We start from the raw sequence: 15,296 nt of genomic DNA on the forward strand, positions 1-15,296 counted from the left end.
CGATTCCTCAGCGAACCCATATACGGTACGGGGCACACGCAGGCGGTCGGCTCACAAGACACACGCGTACCGGTCCACGTACGAGACGCATGAGGAGAGAACCCGGTGGTCACCCAGGAACAGCGCAAGCGTCAGCTCGCCCGCGAGAAGTTCTTGCGCCAGCAGCAGCGCCGTACGGCCGCGCGGCGCAAGGCGAAGATGCGCAACTCCGTGATCGCGTCGGTGCTCGGTGTGGTCGTGATCGGCAGCGTGGCGCTGTACACGACCGGCGTGCTCAAGGGCGACAAGAGCGACGACAAGGCCAACGCGAGTTCGCAGACGTCCCCGAGCGCCGCCCCGACCAGCAAGGCGCCGGACCCGTGCGCGAAGCCGGCCAAGGGCTCGGTGAAGAAGCTGAGCTGGAAGAAGGAGCCGGCGATGACCATCGACAAGTCGGCGAAGTACACGATGGATCTCGCCACGACGTGCGGTGACATAGACATCGCGCTGAAGGCGTCGGCGGCGCCGCACACCGTCAACTCGTTCAACTTCCTCGTCAATCAGGGCTACTTGGACCACACCAAGTGCCACCGGCTGGTCCCCCAGGGCATCTACGTGCTGCAGTGCGGCGACCCGACGGGTACCGGCACCGGCGGTCCCGGCTACACGATCCCCGACGAGAACCTCAAGGACAAGAGCCTCAAGGGGCAGGTGTACCCGGCGGGTACGGTCGCCATGGCCAACCAGTACAACGCGCAGACGAAGCAGGGTCGTAACACCGGCGGCAGCCAGTTCTTCCTCGTCTACCAGGACAGTCCGCTGCCGCCCGACTACACACCCTTCGGCACGATCTCCCCGGCGGGCATGAAGGTTCTCAAGAAAATCGCCGCCGCGGGCGCCCAGGCCCCCGACCCCACGTCGCAGAACACGGCACCCAATGCGACCGTGGTGATCAACAAGGCGACGATCACCAAATCCTGACCGTCAAGTGCGAAATTTCGGTCGCGCGGGATGCGGACAGGCCACCCGCCGGTCGCCTATGTTGGCCGTGACGAAACTGTGGACGATGCCCGGGGGCAGTGAGGCTCCTTGCAGGCATCATGTGGAGGAGGCGCTGTGAGCAGCGACCCGTGGGGCCGCGTCGACGAGACGGGGACCGTGTACGTGCGTACGGCCGACGGCGAGCAGGTCGTCGGTTCCTGGCAGGCAGGCTCCCCCGAGGAGGCGCTGGCCTATTTTGAGCGCAAGTACGAGGGCCTGGTTGTCGAGATCGGCCTCCTCGAGAAGCGAGTGAAGACCACCGACCTGTCCGCGAAGGACGCGCAGGCCGCCATCGACCACATCCGTGAGCAGGTCGACGCGCACCACGCGGTCGGCGACCTGGACGCGCTGCGGACACGGCTGGACAAGCTCGTCGCGACGGTCGAGGCGCGGCGTGAGGAGCGCAAGCAGCAGCGCGCGAAGCAGTCCGACGAGGCGCGCAACGCCAAGGAGGCCCTGGTCGCCGAGGCGGAACAGCTGGCGCAGTCCGACCAGTGGCGGGCGGCCGGTGAGCGGCTGCGCTCGCTGGTGGACACCTGGAAGGGGCTGCCGCGGCTCGACCGCAAGTCGGACGACGAACTGTGGCACCGCTTCTCGCACGCACGGTCGGCGTTCTCCAAGCGCCGCAAGGCGCACTTCGCCTCGCTGGACGCGCAGCGCGAGGAGGCCCGCAAGGCCAAGGAGCGGCTGGTCGCCGAGGCCGAAGCGCTGTCCGGTTCGACGGACTGGGGCCCCACGGCCGCCCGCTACCGCGAGCTGATGACGGAGTGGAAGGCCGCGGGCCGCGCCCAGCGCGAGCACGAGGACGACCTGTGGAACCGCTTCCGCGGCGCCCAGGACGTGTTCTTCGCCGCCCGCAGCTCGGTCTTCGCCGAGCGGGACGCCGAGCAGTCGGAGAACCTGAAGCTGAAGGAGGAGCTGGCCGAGGAGGCCGAGAAGATCCTCCCGGTCACGGACCTCAAGGCGGCGCGCGCCGCGTTCCGTTCGGTCAACGAGCGCTGGGAGGCCATCGGCCACGTACCCCGGGACGCGCGCCCCAAGGTCGAGGGCCGGATGCACGCCGTGGAGCGGGCCATCCAGGAGGCCGAGGAGGCCGAGTGGCGCCGGACGAACCCGGAGGCACGCGCGCGTGCCGAGGGTCTGACCGGCCAGCTCCAGGCCGCCGTCGACAAGCTGAAGGGCCAGATCGAGCAGGCCCGCGCCCAGGGCAACAACGCCAGGGCCGACAAGCTCGAGCGCGAGCTGGAGGGCCGCCAGGCGCTCCTGGACCAGGCGCTGAAGGGCCTGCAGGAGTTCGGCGGCTGACCCGCCTGTTGCGTGAGGAAGGGGCCCGTACCGGGAGGTACGGGCCCCTTCTCGTCGTACGACTGGTTCTACGACCTGCTGCGCGCCGATGTCACGCGGTACACGTCGTAGACGCCCTCCACGCCACGCACCGCCTTCAGGACGTGGCCGAGGTGCTTCGGGTCGCCCATCTCGAAGGTGAAGCGGGAGGTGGCCACGCGGTCGCGGGAGGTCTGGACGGCCGCGGAGAGGATGTTGACGTGCTGGTCGGACAGGACGCGGGTGACGTCCGAGAGGAGCCGGGAGCGGTCCAGTGCCTCGACCTGGATGGCGACCAGGAAGACCGAGGACTGGGTGGGCGCCCACTCGACCTCGAGGATGCGCTCGGGTTCGCGGGACAGTGACTCCACGTTGACGCAGTCGCTGCGGTGAACCGATACTCCGCTACCGCGTGTGACGAAACCGATGATCCCGTCGCCGGGGACGGGTGTACAACAGCGGGCCAGTTTGACCCACACGTCCTCGACGCCCTTGACGATGACGCCGGGGTCGGCGCTGGAGCGCCGCTTGCGGCTGCGGCTGCGGGACGGCGGGACCGACTCGTCGATCTCCTCGGTGGCCGCCTCCTCGCCGCCGAGCGCGGAGACGAGCTTCTGCACGACGTTCTGCGCGGACACATGGCCCTCGCCGATCGCCGCGTACAGCGCGGAGATGTCCGGGTAGCGCATCTCGTGGGCGAGCGTGACGAGCGAGTCACCGGTGAGGATGCGCTGGATCGGCAGGTTCTGTTTGCGCATGGCACGGACGATGGCGTCCTTGCCCTGCTCGATCGCCTCGTCGCGGCGCTCCTTGGAGAACCATGCCCGGATCTTGTTGCGGGCGCGCGGCGACTTCACGAAGCCGAGCCAGTCGCGGGAGGGGCCCGCGCCTGCCGCCTTGGAGGTGAAGACCTCCACCAGGTCGCCGTTGTCGAGGGTCGATTCCAGCGGTACGAGACGGCCGTTGACCCGTGCTCCTATGGTGCGGTGGCCGACCTCCGTGTGGACGGCGTACGCGAAGTCCACCGGGGTGGCACCCGCCGGGAGCGCTATGACGTCGCCCTTCGGGGTGAAGACGAAGACCTCGTTGCGCGACAGGTCGAAGCGCAGGGACTCCAGGAACTCGCCCGGGTCCTCGGTCTCCTTCTGCCAGTCGAGGAGCTGGCGCAGCCACGCCATGTCGTTGAGGTGGTCGTCCTTGCCGCCGCCCTTGGGTGCGTCCGAGCGCACCTTGGAGGCGCCGGCGACGGCCTCCTGCTTGTACTTCCAGTGGGCGGCGATGCCGTACTCGGCGCGGCGGTGCATGTCGAAGGTGCGGATCTGCAGCTCAACGGGCTTGCCGTTGGGGCCGATGACCGTCGTGTGCAGCGACTGGTACATGTTGAACTTGGGCATCGCGATGTAGTCCTTGAACCGGCCGGGGACCGGGTTCCATCGCGCGTGCACGGTGCCGAGGGCGGCGTAGCAGTCGCGGACGGTGTCGACGAGGACGCGGATGCCCACCAGGTCGTAGATCTCCGCGAAGTCGCGACCGCGGACGATCATCTTCTGGTAGACGCTGTAGTAGTGCTTCGGGCGGCCGGTGACGGTGGCCTTGATCCGCGCGGCCCGCAGATCCTGCTGCACCTCGTCGGTCACTATGGCGAGGTACTCGTCCCGCTTGGGCGCCCGCTCGGCGACGAGCCGCACGATCTCGTCGTACATCTTGGGGTAGAGGATCGCGAAGGCGAGGTCCTCCAGCTCCCACTTGATGGTGTTCATGCCCAGGCGGTGGGCGAGCGGCGCGTAGATCTCGAGGGTCTCGCGCGCCTTCTTCTCCTGCTTCTCCCGCTTGAGGTAGCGCATGGTGCGCATGTTGTGCAGGCGGTCGGCGAGCTTGATGACCAGGACGCGCGGGTCCTTGGCCATGGCGACGACCATCTTGCGTACGGTCTCGGCCTGCGCGGCCTCACCGAACTTGACCTTGTCCAGCTTGGTGACGCCGTCCACGAGCAGGGCGACGGAGTCGCCGAAGTCGCGGCGGAGCTGGTCGAGGCCGTACTCGGTGTCCTCGACGGTGTCGTGCAGCAGGCCGGCCATCAGCGTGGCCGGATCCATCCCCAGCTCGGCCAGGATGGTGGTCACGGCGAGCGGATGCGTGATGTACGGGTCGCCGCTCTTGCGCTTCTGGCCGCGGTGCCAGCGCTCGGCGACCTGGTAGGCCTTCTCTATCTGCCGCAGCGTCGACGTCTCGATCTTCGGGTCGTTGCTGCGCACTATCCGCAGCAGCGGCTCCAGGACCGGGTTGTACGGGTTGGAGCGCTGGACGCCGAGGCGGGCGAGGCGGGCGCGGACGCGGTTGGAGGAGCCGGAGCGGGCGGGCTGGCCGGTGTTCGGGCGCACCGCGGGGGAGGGCGTGGGCTGCTCGGGTGGCGGGGGCTTGGGGCGCGACTGCTCGGCCGACTTGTCGACGGGCGCGGACTGGGCGTGCTCGACCGGCCCGGCGCTGTCGTTCTTCACGTGCGGCGTACTCGGCGCGGGCTTGGCCGCGGCGGCCGAGGCGGACTCGGGCTTGGCGGCGGTCAGGTGCTGGGCCTCGTCTGGCAAGAGGACTCCTCGTGCGCGATCCGGGTCCCCCGGTCAGGCTCCGGAGCACCCATGGTAGCGATCCTGGGCCGCAGGATCGCCTTCAGGCCGATGTGAGGGCCGTCTACGTGAGAAACACAAGGGGCTGCTGCCGGATTCCGGGGGGCGGCTTGGGGGTGATCTGGGGGTGTCCTGCGGGTGGCCGGGGCCCTCCACTGCATGCGCCGAGAGGGTCCCCACCCCCGACGCGGGGACGCGGGCGGCTCGCGGGGGGGCGGCCGTGGAGGGCGGCGCGGCCACTCACGCCGGAGCGCAACCCTCCGCGCAGCGGGTCCCGGCACCGACGAGAAGCCGACGCGGGGGCGAGGGCGGTTCGTGGGAGCGCGACCGTGGGTGGCGCGGGGGCGCGGGCCGCCCGCTCTGGGGGGTGCGACCGTGGAACGCGGCCCGGCCACTCACGCCGGACCAGCCGGGCGCTCATGCAGCCTGCGGGGCGTCCGGGTTGGGCGGTGCCAGGTCGCGGTGGCGTGCGGCATCCGCACAACTCGGTCTCGGGCGGAGTGCGGGCGCGCGCCGGGGGTGCGTGGCGCAGCGAAGTGCCCGGGCGGGGAACCGGGTCGGTGACGGGCGAACGGCCGTCCCGGAGGACCGGGGCGGCCGTTCGTTGGGGGTGTGCCGTTGGGTCAGACGGTGAGCAGAGCCTCCAGCGGGGCCCCCGTGAGACTCGGCTCCAGGCGGGCGCGGCCGCCGAGGAAGCCGAGCTCCATCAGGACCGCGAGGCCGGCGACCTCGGCGCCCGCGCGGCGGATCAGCTGGATCGAGGCCTCGGCGGTGCCGCCGGTGGCGAGGACGTCGTCGATGATGAGGATGCGGTCCTCGGCCGACAGGTCCTCCGCGTGCACCTCGATCTCCGCCGAGCCGTACTCCAGGTCGTACGTCTGGCCGAGCGTGGCTCCGGGGAGCTTGCCCGCCTTGCGTACGGGGATGAAGCCGAGGCCGGCGCGGACGGCGACCGGGGCGCCGAGGATGAAGCCGCGGGCCTCCAGGCCGACGACCTTGGTGGCGCCCGTGTTCTCGGCGATCTCGGCGAGCGCGTCGGTGAGCGCCGTGAAGGCCGCCGGGTCCGCAAGCAGCGGGGTGATGTCCTTGAACATCACGCCCGGCTCCGGGTAGTCCGCCACGTCGCGGATGCGGCTGAGCAGCAGCTCCTTGATGTCGGTCATCGGCGCTTCCCGGAGGGGCGGCCCCGGCCGCGGTTGCGCGACGCCGGCTGGTTGCGCGGCCCGACGACCGCGTGCGCGGCGTCCTCCGGCTCGTCGTCGTAGCGGTCGTCCGCGGTCTCGGTCTCCAGCGGCCCGCCCTCCGCGGCGGCCTGGGCGCGCTTGGCGAGGACGCGCTTCTTGAGCGCCTTCATCTGCGGCTCGCGCTCCTTGAGGTCGGCGACGAGCGGCGTGGCGATGAAGATCGAGGAGTACGCACCGGCGGCGAGGCCGACGAACAGCGACAGCGAGATGTCGTTGAGCATGCCGGCGCCGAGGAAGCCGCCACCGATGAACAGCAGGCCGGCGACCGGCAGCAGCGCCACGACCGTGGTGTTGATGGACCGCATCAGGGTGCTGTTGATCGAACGGTTGGCGACGTCGCTGAACGTCCAGCGGGTCTGCTTGGTGATGTCCTTCGTCTGCTCCTTGAGGCTGTCGAAGACGACGACCGTGTCGTAGAGCGAGTAACCGAGGATCGTGAGCAGACCGATCACCGTGCCCGGCGTGACCTCGAAGCCGACGAGGGCGTAGATGCCGGTCGTGATGGTGATGTCGTGGATCAGGGCGACCAGGGCGGCGACCGCCATCCGCCACTCGAACGCGATCGCCAGGTAGATCACCACGAGCACCATGAAGATCGCCAGGCCCTGCCAGGCCTTGTTGGCGATCTGGTCACCCCAGCTGGGGCCGACCAGGTCGGCGTTGATGTTCTCGGTGTTGACGTTCAGGTCCTTGGCGAGCTTGTCCTTGATCGCGTCGGACTTGTCGGTGTCGATGCCCGCGATCTGGATGCGCAGGCTGCCGTCGCCGAGCTTCTGGACGACCGCGTCGTGACCGGACGCATCCTGGGCGTAGCCCTCGGCCTTGGCGACCGAGGCGGTCATGTGCTTCGGGGTGGTGAAGACGGCACCGCCCTGGAACTCGATGCCCATGTTCAGGCCGCGCACCGCGAGGCCGAGGACAGCCGTGATGGTGATCAGGATCGAGATGCCGTACCAGATCTTGCGGTTGCCGACGAAGTCGTAGCCGACCTCACCGCGGTGCAGACGGGCGCCGAGGCTGCCGAGTTTCGACATCTCACGCCTCCTTCGGGTCGACGGGGGCGGAGGGACGACGAGTACGGCGCAGCGGCGGCTTGGCGCCCAGTGCCTTGGGGTCGAGGCCCGACCACTTGTGGCCGCCGTAGAAGAACCGCCTGCGGGCCAGGAGCGTCATCAGTGGCTTGGTGAACAGGAACACGACGACCACGTCGAGAACGGTGGTCAGACCGAGCGTGAACGCGAAGCCCTGGACCTTGCCGACCGTCACGATGAACAGCACCGCGGCGGCGAGGAACGACACGAAGTCGGAGACCAGGATGGTGCGCCGGGCGCGCGGCCAGGCCCGCTCGACGGCGGGGCGCAGCGACCGGCCCTCGCGGATCTCGTCCCGGATGCGTTCGAAGAACACGATGAACGAGTCCGCCGTGATACCGATCGCGACGATCGCACCGCAGACCGCCGGGAGGTTCAGCGCGAAGCCGATGGCCTTGCCGAGCAGCGACATGAGCGCATAGGTGAGGATCGCGGAGACCAGCAGCGAGGGGATGGCGATGACCGACAGGCCGCGGTAGAAGATCAGCAGGTACACGACGACCAGTGCGAGGCCGATGGCGCCGGCGATCAGACCGGCGTGCAGCTGCTCGCCGCCGAGCGCTGCGGTCACCGTGGTGACGCTGTCCTCCTTGAAGGTCAGCGGCAGCGCGCCGTACGACAGCATGTTGGCGAGGCTCTGGGCCTCCTGCTGGCTGAAGCTGCCGGTGATCTCCGCGTTGCCGCCGGTCAGCGCCTGGTTCACGGACGGGTCGGAGACGACGTTGCCGTCGAGGACGATCGCGAACTGGTTCTGCGGGGGCTGGTTCTTGGCCAGCTTGCCGGTGATGTCGCCGAACTTCTTGGAGCCCTTGCCCGTGAAGTCCATGGTGACGGTCCAGCCCGCGGCTGTCTGCGTGTTGAAGCGGGCTTGGGCACTCTTGACGTCGGTGCCGTCGACCTCGGCGGGGCCGAGGATGTACTTCTGCCACTGGCCCTGCGAGTTCTTGCCGCAGGCCACGGTCGGGTCGCTGGACTTGGCGCCCCTGCCGGCGTTGGCGCGAGCTTTGTCGTCCTTGCAGTTCAGCGCGGCGTACTGCGCCTCGAGCTTGCTGGCGGCCGCGTTGCCGGAGGAGGTGGGGCTCGCGGACGGGGAGGCGGTGGTCTTCGCGCTCGAGGAGGCGGTGGCGCTCGGCGTCGCGCCGGCCTTCAGGGCTCCGGTGACGGCGCGGCCCTGCGAGGTGGCGGTCGGCGAAGGAGTCGCGGAGGAGGACGGGGTCGACTTGCCCGTGGCCTTCTCGGTGGCCTTGCCCGTGGCCTTGCCCGAGGGACTGCCGGAAGCGCTCGGCGACGGGCTGGTCGCGGGGCCGCCGGAGACCTCGGTGGTGAGCACCGGGCGGAAGTACAGCTTGGCGGTGGTGCCGACCTGCTGACGCGCTTCCTTGGAGTTCGTGCCCTTGGGGATGTTGACGATGATGTTCTTGTTGCCCTGGGTCTGAACCTCGGCCTCCGTGACACCAAGACCATTGACGCGGTTGTTCATGATCTGGACCGCGGTGTCCATGTTGGTCTTGTTGATCGCGGACTCCTGGCCCGGCTCTGCGACCGCACGCAGCGTGATGCTCGTACCACCGGCCAGGTCGATACCGAGACGCGGAGTGGTGATTCCGGAGGCGAACATTCCTCCGGTGAGCGCCACGATGGCGATCAGGATGAGGGCCAGCGAGCGCCCCGGCTTGCTCTGGGCGCTCGCGCTCCGGCCCTTTTTAGGTGCTGCCACCTTCTCGTACTCCCTCTCGGGCCGCTCCGCGCCGGGTCAGCGCGGTGTCGGCCATGACTGGTGTCGGGATCCCCGTGTGCGAGATGCGCACGTCCCGGGGCGCGCGAGGTCGGCAGCGCGCCCGGGATGTGACTACTTCGCCTCGGAGTCGCCGTCGGTCTTCTTCGGCTCTTCGTCCGACGTGGCCTCGGCGGCCGGGGTGTCGTCGGCCGGCTCCTCGGGTGCGTCCTTCTTGTCGAGGTCGACGGACTTGTCGTCGGAGGCGGCGGCAGCTTCGTCGGCGGAGTCGTCGGTCTCGGTGAGGGAGGAGGCGTCGTCCGGGACCAGGTCGGAGTCGGACTTCAGGTCGTGCTCGATGCCGTGCACGATGCGGTTGTACTCGTCGTCGCTGAGCACGGAACCGATGGCGTTCTTCGCGAAGAGGAGCTCGACGCCCGGGCCGGCGTCGAGGAGGACCGTGTCCTCGTTGACCTCCTTGACCGTCGCGTACATGCCCCCGATCGTGCGGACGCCGCTGCCGGGCTGCATCTCGTTGCGCATCTGGGCGGCCTGCTGCTGCTTGCGCTTGGCCGAGCGGGTCATGAGGAACATGGCCCCGATGAGCACGATGAACGGGAGGAGCATGGTGATATTCACGGGACGGAATTTCCTTCGCACGACCGCGATGGAGAGCGGCCTCATGGATGGGGGTATGTATACCGCCGACAAAGGCGGCATCGGCGGAGTCTAAGCGAGTCTCCGCGCAGGGAACAACGCTCAGCATGGCACCTGGGTTCCTGGCCCGGCCAATGCCCGCGCCGTCACAAAGGCATCACGTCCCGAACAGGTCCTGTTGTCCGTTTCCCGCAGTGGTCGAGCGGGGCGGGGTGAGGCCGAGGTGCGCCCATGCGGCAGGCGTGGCGACCCGGCCGCGGGGGGTACGCGCGAGCAGTCCTTCCCGCACGAGGAAGGGCTCGGCGACCTCTTCCACGGTCTCGCGCTCCTCCCCCACCGCGACGGCGAGGGTGGACAGGCCGACGGGCCCGCCGCCGAAAAGCTTGAGCAAAGCCTCCAGCACGCCGCGGTCGAGCCGGTCGAGACCGCGGGCGTCGACCTCGTACACCGCGAGGGCGGCCCCCGCGATGTCCCGCGTGATGATTCCGTCGGCCTTGACCTGGGCGTAGTCGCGCACCCGGCGCAGCAGGCGGTTGGCGATACGGGGCGTGCCGCGCGAGCGGCCGGCGATCTCGGCGGCGCCGTCGGCCTGGATCTCGACGTCGAGCAGGTTCGCCGAGCGGTGGATGACGCGCTCCAGTTCGGCCGGCTCGTAGAACTCCATGTGCGCGGTGAAGCCGAAGCGGTCGCGCAGCGGGGGCGGCAGCAGGCCCGCGCGCGTGGTGGCGCCGACCAGCGTGAACGGGGGCAGTTCGAGCGGGATGGCGGTGGCGCCGGGGCCCTTGCCGACGATGACGTCGACCCGGAAGTCCTCCATCGCCATGTAGAGCATCTCCTCGGCGGGCCGGGACATGCGGTGGATCTCGTCGAGGAAGAGGACCTCGCCCTCCTGGAGGGAGGAGAGGATCGCGGCGAGGTCGCCGGCGTGCTGGATAGCGGGGCCGGAGGTGATGCGGATGGGGGCGCCCATCTCCGCCGCGATGATCATCGAGAGGGTCGTCTTGCCGAGGCCCGGGGCGCCGGAGAGCAGCACGTGGTCGGCGGTGGCGCCACGCGCGCGTGCAGCCCGCAGGACCAGGTCGAGCTGCTCGCGCACCTTCTCCTGCCCGATGAACTCGTCCAGGTCCTTGGGGCGCAGGGCCGCCTCGACGGCCTGGTCCTCACGGTCGGCGACAGAGCCCACCAGCCGCTCGGGGCCGGGGGTTTCGGTCGGGTCGTCCCAGTTCACTGAGATCTCTCCTCACTGGGGTGGCGCAGGTGGGTCAGCGGGCGCGGTTGAGGGTCTGCAGGGCCGCCTTCAGCAGCTGACCGACCTGGGGCGTGCCCCCGGCCGCCTCGGCCTGCGGTGCCACGGCGGACACGGCCTCGTCGGCCTCGCGGGTGGCGTACCCGAGGCCGATCAGCGCGGCGTGCAGCTGGTCGCGCCAGCCGGCGGTGACCGCCGTACCGACGGCCGGGGCGCCGATCGGCTCGCCGAGCCGGTCCTTGAGCTCCAGCAGCAGCTTCTGGGCGCCCTTCTTGCCGATGCCGGGGACGGCGACGAGGGCCTTCTCGTCGCTCGTGGACACCGCCCGGCGCAGGGCGTCCGGGGTATGCACGGCCAGCATCGCCTGCGCCAGCCGCGGGCCGACGCCGCTGGCCGTCTGCAGCAGTTCGAACACCTGGCGCTCGTCGTCGTCCACGAAGCCGTAGAGCGTCAGCGAGTCCTCCCGTACGACGAGGGAGGTGGCGAGCTTGGCCGGCTGGCCGAGACGGAGCGTGGAGAGCGTGTTCGGCGTGCACTGCACGGCCATGCCGACACCGCCGACCTCGACCACGGCGGCGTCGGGGGCGAGTGCGGCGACCGTGCCGCTCACGAAGGCGATCATGCCGTACGGCCTTTCGTTGCGTTGGCTGCGTGCAGGGCGACCGCCTGCTGGAGTCGGTTCTGGGCGGGGGCGCGCCAGATGTGGCAGATGGCGAGCGCGAGGGCGTCGGCCGCGTCGGCCGGTTTCGGGGGTGCGTCGAGCCGGAGCAGACGGGTCACCATGGCTCCGACCTGCGCCTTCTCCGCGCGGCCGCTGCCGGTGACGGCGGCCTTGACCTCGCTGGGGGTGTGCAGGGCGACGGGGAGTCCGCGGCGGGCGGCGCACAGCATGGCGACGGCGCTGGCCTGGGCGGTGCCCATCACGGTCCGTACGTTGTGCTGGCTGAACACCCGCTCCACGGCGACGACTTCGGGCCGGTGCTCGTCCAGCCACTGCTCGATGCCCTGCTCGATGGCGACGAGGCGCTGCCCCAACTCGGCGTCCACGGGCGTCCGTACGACACCGACGCCCACCATGGTGAGCGGCCGGCCCGCGACCCCCTCGACCACGCCGACACCGCATCGCGTGAGCCCAGGGTCCACCCCCAACACCCGCACGCGCCCCTCCCATCAGTGATCTTTGACGCCATCAGTGATCTTTGACGTCCACGCCAGGCTAGCCGCTGCCACCGACAACGGCGGCGGGCCGGTGGGACGTGTTGTCCCACCGGCCCGCCGAAACCGCTTCGTTCGCGGCAGCGTTACGCGTCGACCTTCTCCATGACCTCGTCGCTGACGTCGAAGTTGGCGAAGACGTTCTGCACGTCGTCGCTGTCCTCGAGCGCGTCGATCAGCTTGAAGATCTTCTTGGCGCCCTCCTCGTCCAGTTCGACCTGGACGGACGGCACGAAGCTGGAGTCGGCGGAGTCGTAGTCGATCCCGGCCTCCTGGAGGGCGGTGCGGACCGCGACCAGGTCGGTGGCCTCGCTGATGACCTCGAAGGACTCACCGAGGTCGTTGACCTCCTCGGCACCCGCGTCCAGGACGGCGCCCAGGACGTCGTCCTCGGTCAGCTCGCCCTTGGGGACGATGATGACGCCCTTGCGGCTGAACATGTAGGACACGGAGCCCGGGTCGGCCATGTTGCCGCCGTTGCGGGTCATGGCGACGCGGACGTCGGAGGCGGCGCGGTTGCGGTTGTCGGTGAGGCACTCGATGAGGACCGCGACGCCGTTCGGGCCGTAGCCCTCGTACATGATCGTCTCGTAGTCGGCGCCACCGGCCTCGAGACCACCGCCGCGCTTGATCGCGGAGTCGATGTTCTTGTTCGGCACCGACTGCTTCTTGGCCTTCTGTACGGCGTCGTACAGCGTCGGGTTGCCTTCGAGGTCGACTCCGCCCATGCGCGCAGCGACCTCGATGTTCTTGATCAGCTTCGCGAAGAGCTTGCCGCGCTTGGCGTCGATCACGGCCTTCTTGTGCTTCGTCGTGGCCCATTTAGAGTGGCCGGACATCTGCCTGTCTCCTTCGCGTAACCCATCTATGAACGAACGCCAGAGATCCTACAAGGACTCCGGTGTTACTCCGCTGTCCGGTTCGCGCGCACCATGTCGACGAACAGGGAGTGCACGCGGTGGTCGCCGGTCAGTTCCGGATGGAACGACGTGGCGAGCGCGTTGCCCTGGCGGACCGCGACGATGTGGCCGTCGTGCTCGGCGAGCACCTCGGTCTCGGCGCCGACGGACTCCACCCAGGGGGCGCGGATGAACACGCCCTCTACAGGATGGCCCTCGACGCCCCGGACGTCGACCGCCGCTTCGAAGGACTCGTTCTGCCGCCCGAAGGCGTTGCGGCGCACGATCATGTCGATGCCGCCGATGGTCTCCTGGCCCGAGCGCGGGTCGAGGATCTTGTCGGCGAGCATGATCATGCCCGCGCAGGTGCCGTAGACGGGCATTCCGTCACGCACGCGCGCGCGTAGGGGCTCCATCACGCCGAACAGGGCGGCCAGCTTGGAGATGGTGGTGGACTCGCCGCCGGGGATGACCAGGCCGTCCACCTCTGCGAGTTCCTCGGGGCGCCTGACCGGCCTGGCCACGGCGTCGGCCGCGGCCAGGGCGATGAGGTGCTCCCGTACGTCGCCCTGGAGGGCCAGGACGCCTATGACGGGGGTGTTCATGTGATCCGGTGCCTTACCAGCCGCGGTTGGCGTAGCGCTCGGCCTCGGGGAGGGTGTCGCAGTTGATGCCGACCATGGCCTCGCCGAGGTTGCGGGACGCGTCCGCGATGATCTTGGGGTCGTCGTAGAAGGTGGTCGCCTTGACGATGGCGGCGGCGCGCTTGGCCGGGTCGCCGGACTTGAAGATGCCGGAGCCGACGAAGACGCCCTCGGCGCCGAGCTGGCGCATCAGCGCGGCGTCGGCGGGGGTGGCGACGCCACCGGCGGAGAACAGCACCACCGGGAGCTTGCCGAGCTCGGCGACCTCCTTGACGAGCTCGTACGGGGCGCGCAGGTCCTTGGCGGCGGCGTACAGCTCGTTGTTGTCGAAGCCGCGCAGGCGGGCGATCTCGTTCTTGATCTGGCGCAGGTGGCGGACGGCCTCGACGACGTTGCCGGTGCCGGCCTCGCCCTTGGAGCGGATCATGGCGGCGCCCTCGGCGATGCGGCGCAGGGCCTCGCCCAGGTTGGTGGCACCGCAGACGAAGGGGGTGGTGAAGGCCCACTTGTCGGAGTGGTTGACCTCGTCGGCCGGGGTGAGGACCTCGGACTCGTCGATGTAGTCGACCCCGAGGGACTGCAGCACCTGGGCCTCGACGAAGTGGCCGATGCGGGACTTGGCCATGACCGGGATGGAGACGGCCTCGATGATGCCCTCGATCATGTCCGGGTCGGACATCCGGGCCACGCCGCCGTCCTTGCGGATGTCGGCGGGGACCCGCTCCAGGGCCATGACGGCGACGGCGCCCGCGTCCTCGGCGATCTTCGCCTGCTCCGGCGTGACGACGTCCATGATCACGCCACCCTTGAGCTGCTCGGCCATTCCGCGCTTCACGCGCGCGGTGCCGGTCTCGGGGGCGTGGTTTTCGGAGAGCGTGCTGGACACGGGTGACCTCGCTGAAGTGAAAGAGGGTTTCTGCAAGCACCGAGGAAACGTGAGTGGACCAGTCCACGGCAAGGGCCAATGGGAAGCCGGTGGATCCTTTTCGGGGCCGCGGTGGCGTTACGGCTGCTGGGCGACCCGGTCGGCAAGCGCGGCCGGTGGCTCGTCGTCCATCTCGAAGGCCATCGGGAAGGGGGCGTGGCCGGCCAGGCGGAACCAGCGGACCTTGCGGTGTTCGCGCAGACGGCGGGCCGCGCCCACCGCGTCGTTGTGGAAGCGGCGGGCCATCGGGACCCGGCGTACGGCCTCGGTGAGCTCGTGGGCGGCGGCTTCCCCGCCGGGTGCCTCGCGGACCGCCTCCACCTGGGGCGCCTCCGCGAAGACGGCCCGCAGCGCCTGGCTCAACTCGCTCTCGGCGACCTCCCGTTGGTCCTCCTCGGCCTGCCGGGCGGCGTGCGCCGCCTCGTACAGGACGATCGACGCCGCCGGGTCGAGGACGCCGGAGGTGGCGAGTTCCTGGGCCACGGAGGCCCTGCGCAGCAGCTGTGCGTCGAGAGCGGCGCGTGCGGCGTCGATGCGGGCGTGCAGTCGGTCCAGACGGCCCGCCGTCCAGCTCAGGTACAGGCCGATCGCCAGGAGGGCGACGAGGATCCAGATGAGGGTTGCGGTCACGGGCGGCAACCCTACGCTCCGCCGGGCCGGCCGAAAGACGCGCGAGGCATCGACGTGACCGTCC

Annotated in this window: 14 protein-coding genes; 2 read left to right on the forward strand and 12 right to left on the reverse strand. The window is 69.8% G+C overall.

Annotated elements, in window-relative coordinates:
* The first annotated feature begins 105 nt into the window (after nt 1–105).
* Nucleotides 106–960 (forward strand): peptidylprolyl isomerase, encoded by an 855-nt coding sequence (locus ACWCRD_RS36090; protein ID WP_450969933.1) that lies wholly within the window; start codon nt 106–108, stop codon nt 958–960.
* Nucleotides 961–1,095: 135 nt separating this feature from the next.
* Nucleotides 1,096–2,325: a DUF349 domain-containing protein gene (locus ACWCRD_RS36095; RefSeq protein ID WP_450969934.1), complete on the forward strand. Its 1,230-nt coding sequence runs from the start codon at nt 1,096–1,098 to the stop codon at nt 2,323–2,325.
* A gap of 68 nt (nt 2,326–2,393) precedes the next feature.
* On the opposite strand, the gene ACWCRD_RS36100 is transcribed toward ACWCRD_RS36095, so the two are convergent.
* The 12 genes from ACWCRD_RS36100 to ACWCRD_RS36155 all read right to left on the reverse strand — a co-directional run bounded on the left by ACWCRD_RS36100 (nt 2,394) and on the right by ACWCRD_RS36155 (nt 15,232).
* Entirely contained in the window at nt 2,394–4,928 is a 2,535-nt protein-coding gene (locus ACWCRD_RS36100) for a RelA/SpoT family protein (RefSeq protein ID WP_450969935.1), read from the reverse strand.
* Nucleotides 4,929–5,590: 662 nt separating this feature from the next.
* A complete protein-coding gene (locus ACWCRD_RS36105; protein ID WP_450969936.1) occupies nt 5,591–6,130 on the reverse strand; it encodes an adenine phosphoribosyltransferase in 540 nt (179 codons plus the stop codon).
* The gene (secF, locus tag ACWCRD_RS36110) at nt 6,127–7,245 is read right to left on the reverse strand and encodes a protein translocase subunit SecF (protein ID WP_450969937.1); all 1,119 of its coding nucleotides are present in this window, start codon (nt 7,243–7,245) and stop codon (nt 6,127–6,129) included. The genes ACWCRD_RS36105 and secF overlap by 4 nt, the downstream gene beginning before the upstream one ends.
* Before the next feature lies 1 nt (nt 7,246).
* Nucleotides 7,247–9,019: a protein translocase subunit SecD gene (secD, locus tag ACWCRD_RS36115; RefSeq protein WP_450969938.1), complete on the reverse strand. Its 1,773-nt coding sequence runs from the start codon at nt 9,017–9,019 to the stop codon at nt 7,247–7,249.
* Nucleotides 9,020–9,151: 132 nt separating this feature from the next.
* Nucleotides 9,152–9,643: a preprotein translocase subunit YajC gene (yajC, locus tag ACWCRD_RS36120; RefSeq protein ID WP_450969966.1), complete on the reverse strand. Its 492-nt coding sequence runs from the start codon at nt 9,641–9,643 to the stop codon at nt 9,152–9,154.
* Between the two features lie 187 nt (nt 9,644–9,830).
* Nucleotides 9,831–10,901: a Holliday junction branch migration DNA helicase RuvB gene (gene ruvB, locus ACWCRD_RS36125; RefSeq protein WP_450969939.1), complete on the reverse strand. Its 1,071-nt coding sequence runs from the start codon at nt 10,899–10,901 to the stop codon at nt 9,831–9,833.
* 34 nt (nt 10,902–10,935) lie between these two features.
* Nucleotides 10,936–11,541: a Holliday junction branch migration protein RuvA gene (ruvA, locus tag ACWCRD_RS36130; RefSeq protein WP_450969940.1), complete on the reverse strand. Its 606-nt coding sequence runs from the start codon at nt 11,539–11,541 to the stop codon at nt 10,936–10,938.
* The gene (gene ruvC / locus ACWCRD_RS36135) at nt 11,538–12,077 is read right to left on the reverse strand and encodes a crossover junction endodeoxyribonuclease RuvC (RefSeq protein ID WP_099927474.1); all 540 of its coding nucleotides are present in this window, start codon (nt 12,075–12,077) and stop codon (nt 11,538–11,540) included. Before ruvC ends, ruvA begins: the two co-directional genes overlap by 4 nt.
* Nucleotides 12,078–12,220: 143 nt before the next feature.
* The gene (locus ACWCRD_RS36140; RefSeq protein WP_099927475.1) at nt 12,221–12,973 is read right to left on the reverse strand and encodes a YebC/PmpR family DNA-binding transcriptional regulator; all 753 of its coding nucleotides are present in this window, start codon (nt 12,971–12,973) and stop codon (nt 12,221–12,223) included.
* Between the two features lie 65 nt (nt 12,974–13,038).
* Nucleotides 13,039–13,638 carry a pyridoxal 5'-phosphate synthase glutaminase subunit PdxT gene (gene pdxT, locus ACWCRD_RS36145; protein ID WP_450969941.1) on the reverse strand — a complete coding sequence of 200 codons (600 nt, stop codon included), beginning with the start codon at nt 13,636–13,638 and terminating at the stop codon, nt 13,039–13,041.
* Between the two features lie 13 nt (nt 13,639–13,651).
* Nucleotides 13,652–14,563 carry a pyridoxal 5'-phosphate synthase lyase subunit PdxS gene (pdxS, locus tag ACWCRD_RS36150; protein ID WP_450969942.1) on the reverse strand — a complete coding sequence of 304 codons (912 nt, stop codon included), beginning with the start codon at nt 14,561–14,563 and terminating at the stop codon, nt 13,652–13,654.
* 117 nt (nt 14,564–14,680) lie between these two features.
* Nucleotides 14,681–15,232 (reverse strand): hypothetical protein, encoded by a 552-nt coding sequence (locus ACWCRD_RS36155; protein ID WP_450969943.1) that lies wholly within the window; start codon nt 15,230–15,232, stop codon nt 14,681–14,683.
* Between the last annotated feature and the right edge of the window lie 64 nt (nt 15,233–15,296).

The organism is Streptomyces sp. NPDC002092 (assembly GCF_053593775.1).

Coding starts and splice junctions, on each gene's coding strand:
- ACWCRD_RS36105 (WP_450969936.1), bottom strand. CDS start 6,130: ATGACCGACATCAAGGAGCTGCTGCTCAGCCGCATCCGCGACGTGGCG.
- secF (WP_450969937.1), bottom strand. CDS start 7,245: ATGTCGAAACTCGGCAGCCTCGGCGCCCGTCTGCACCGCGGTGAGGTC.
- yajC (WP_450969966.1), bottom strand. CDS start 9,643: ATGCTCCTCCCGTTCATCGTGCTCATCGGGGCCATGTTCCTCATGACC.
- ruvA (WP_450969940.1), bottom strand. CDS start 11,541: ATGATCGCCTTCGTGAGCGGCACGGTCGCCGCACTCGCCCCCGACGCC.
- ACWCRD_RS36140 (WP_099927475.1), bottom strand. CDS start 12,973: ATGTCCGGCCACTCTAAATGGGCCACGACGAAGCACAAGAAGGCCGTG.
- pdxT (WP_450969941.1), bottom strand. CDS start 13,638: ATGAACACCCCCGTCATAGGCGTCCTGGCCCTCCAGGGCGACGTACGG.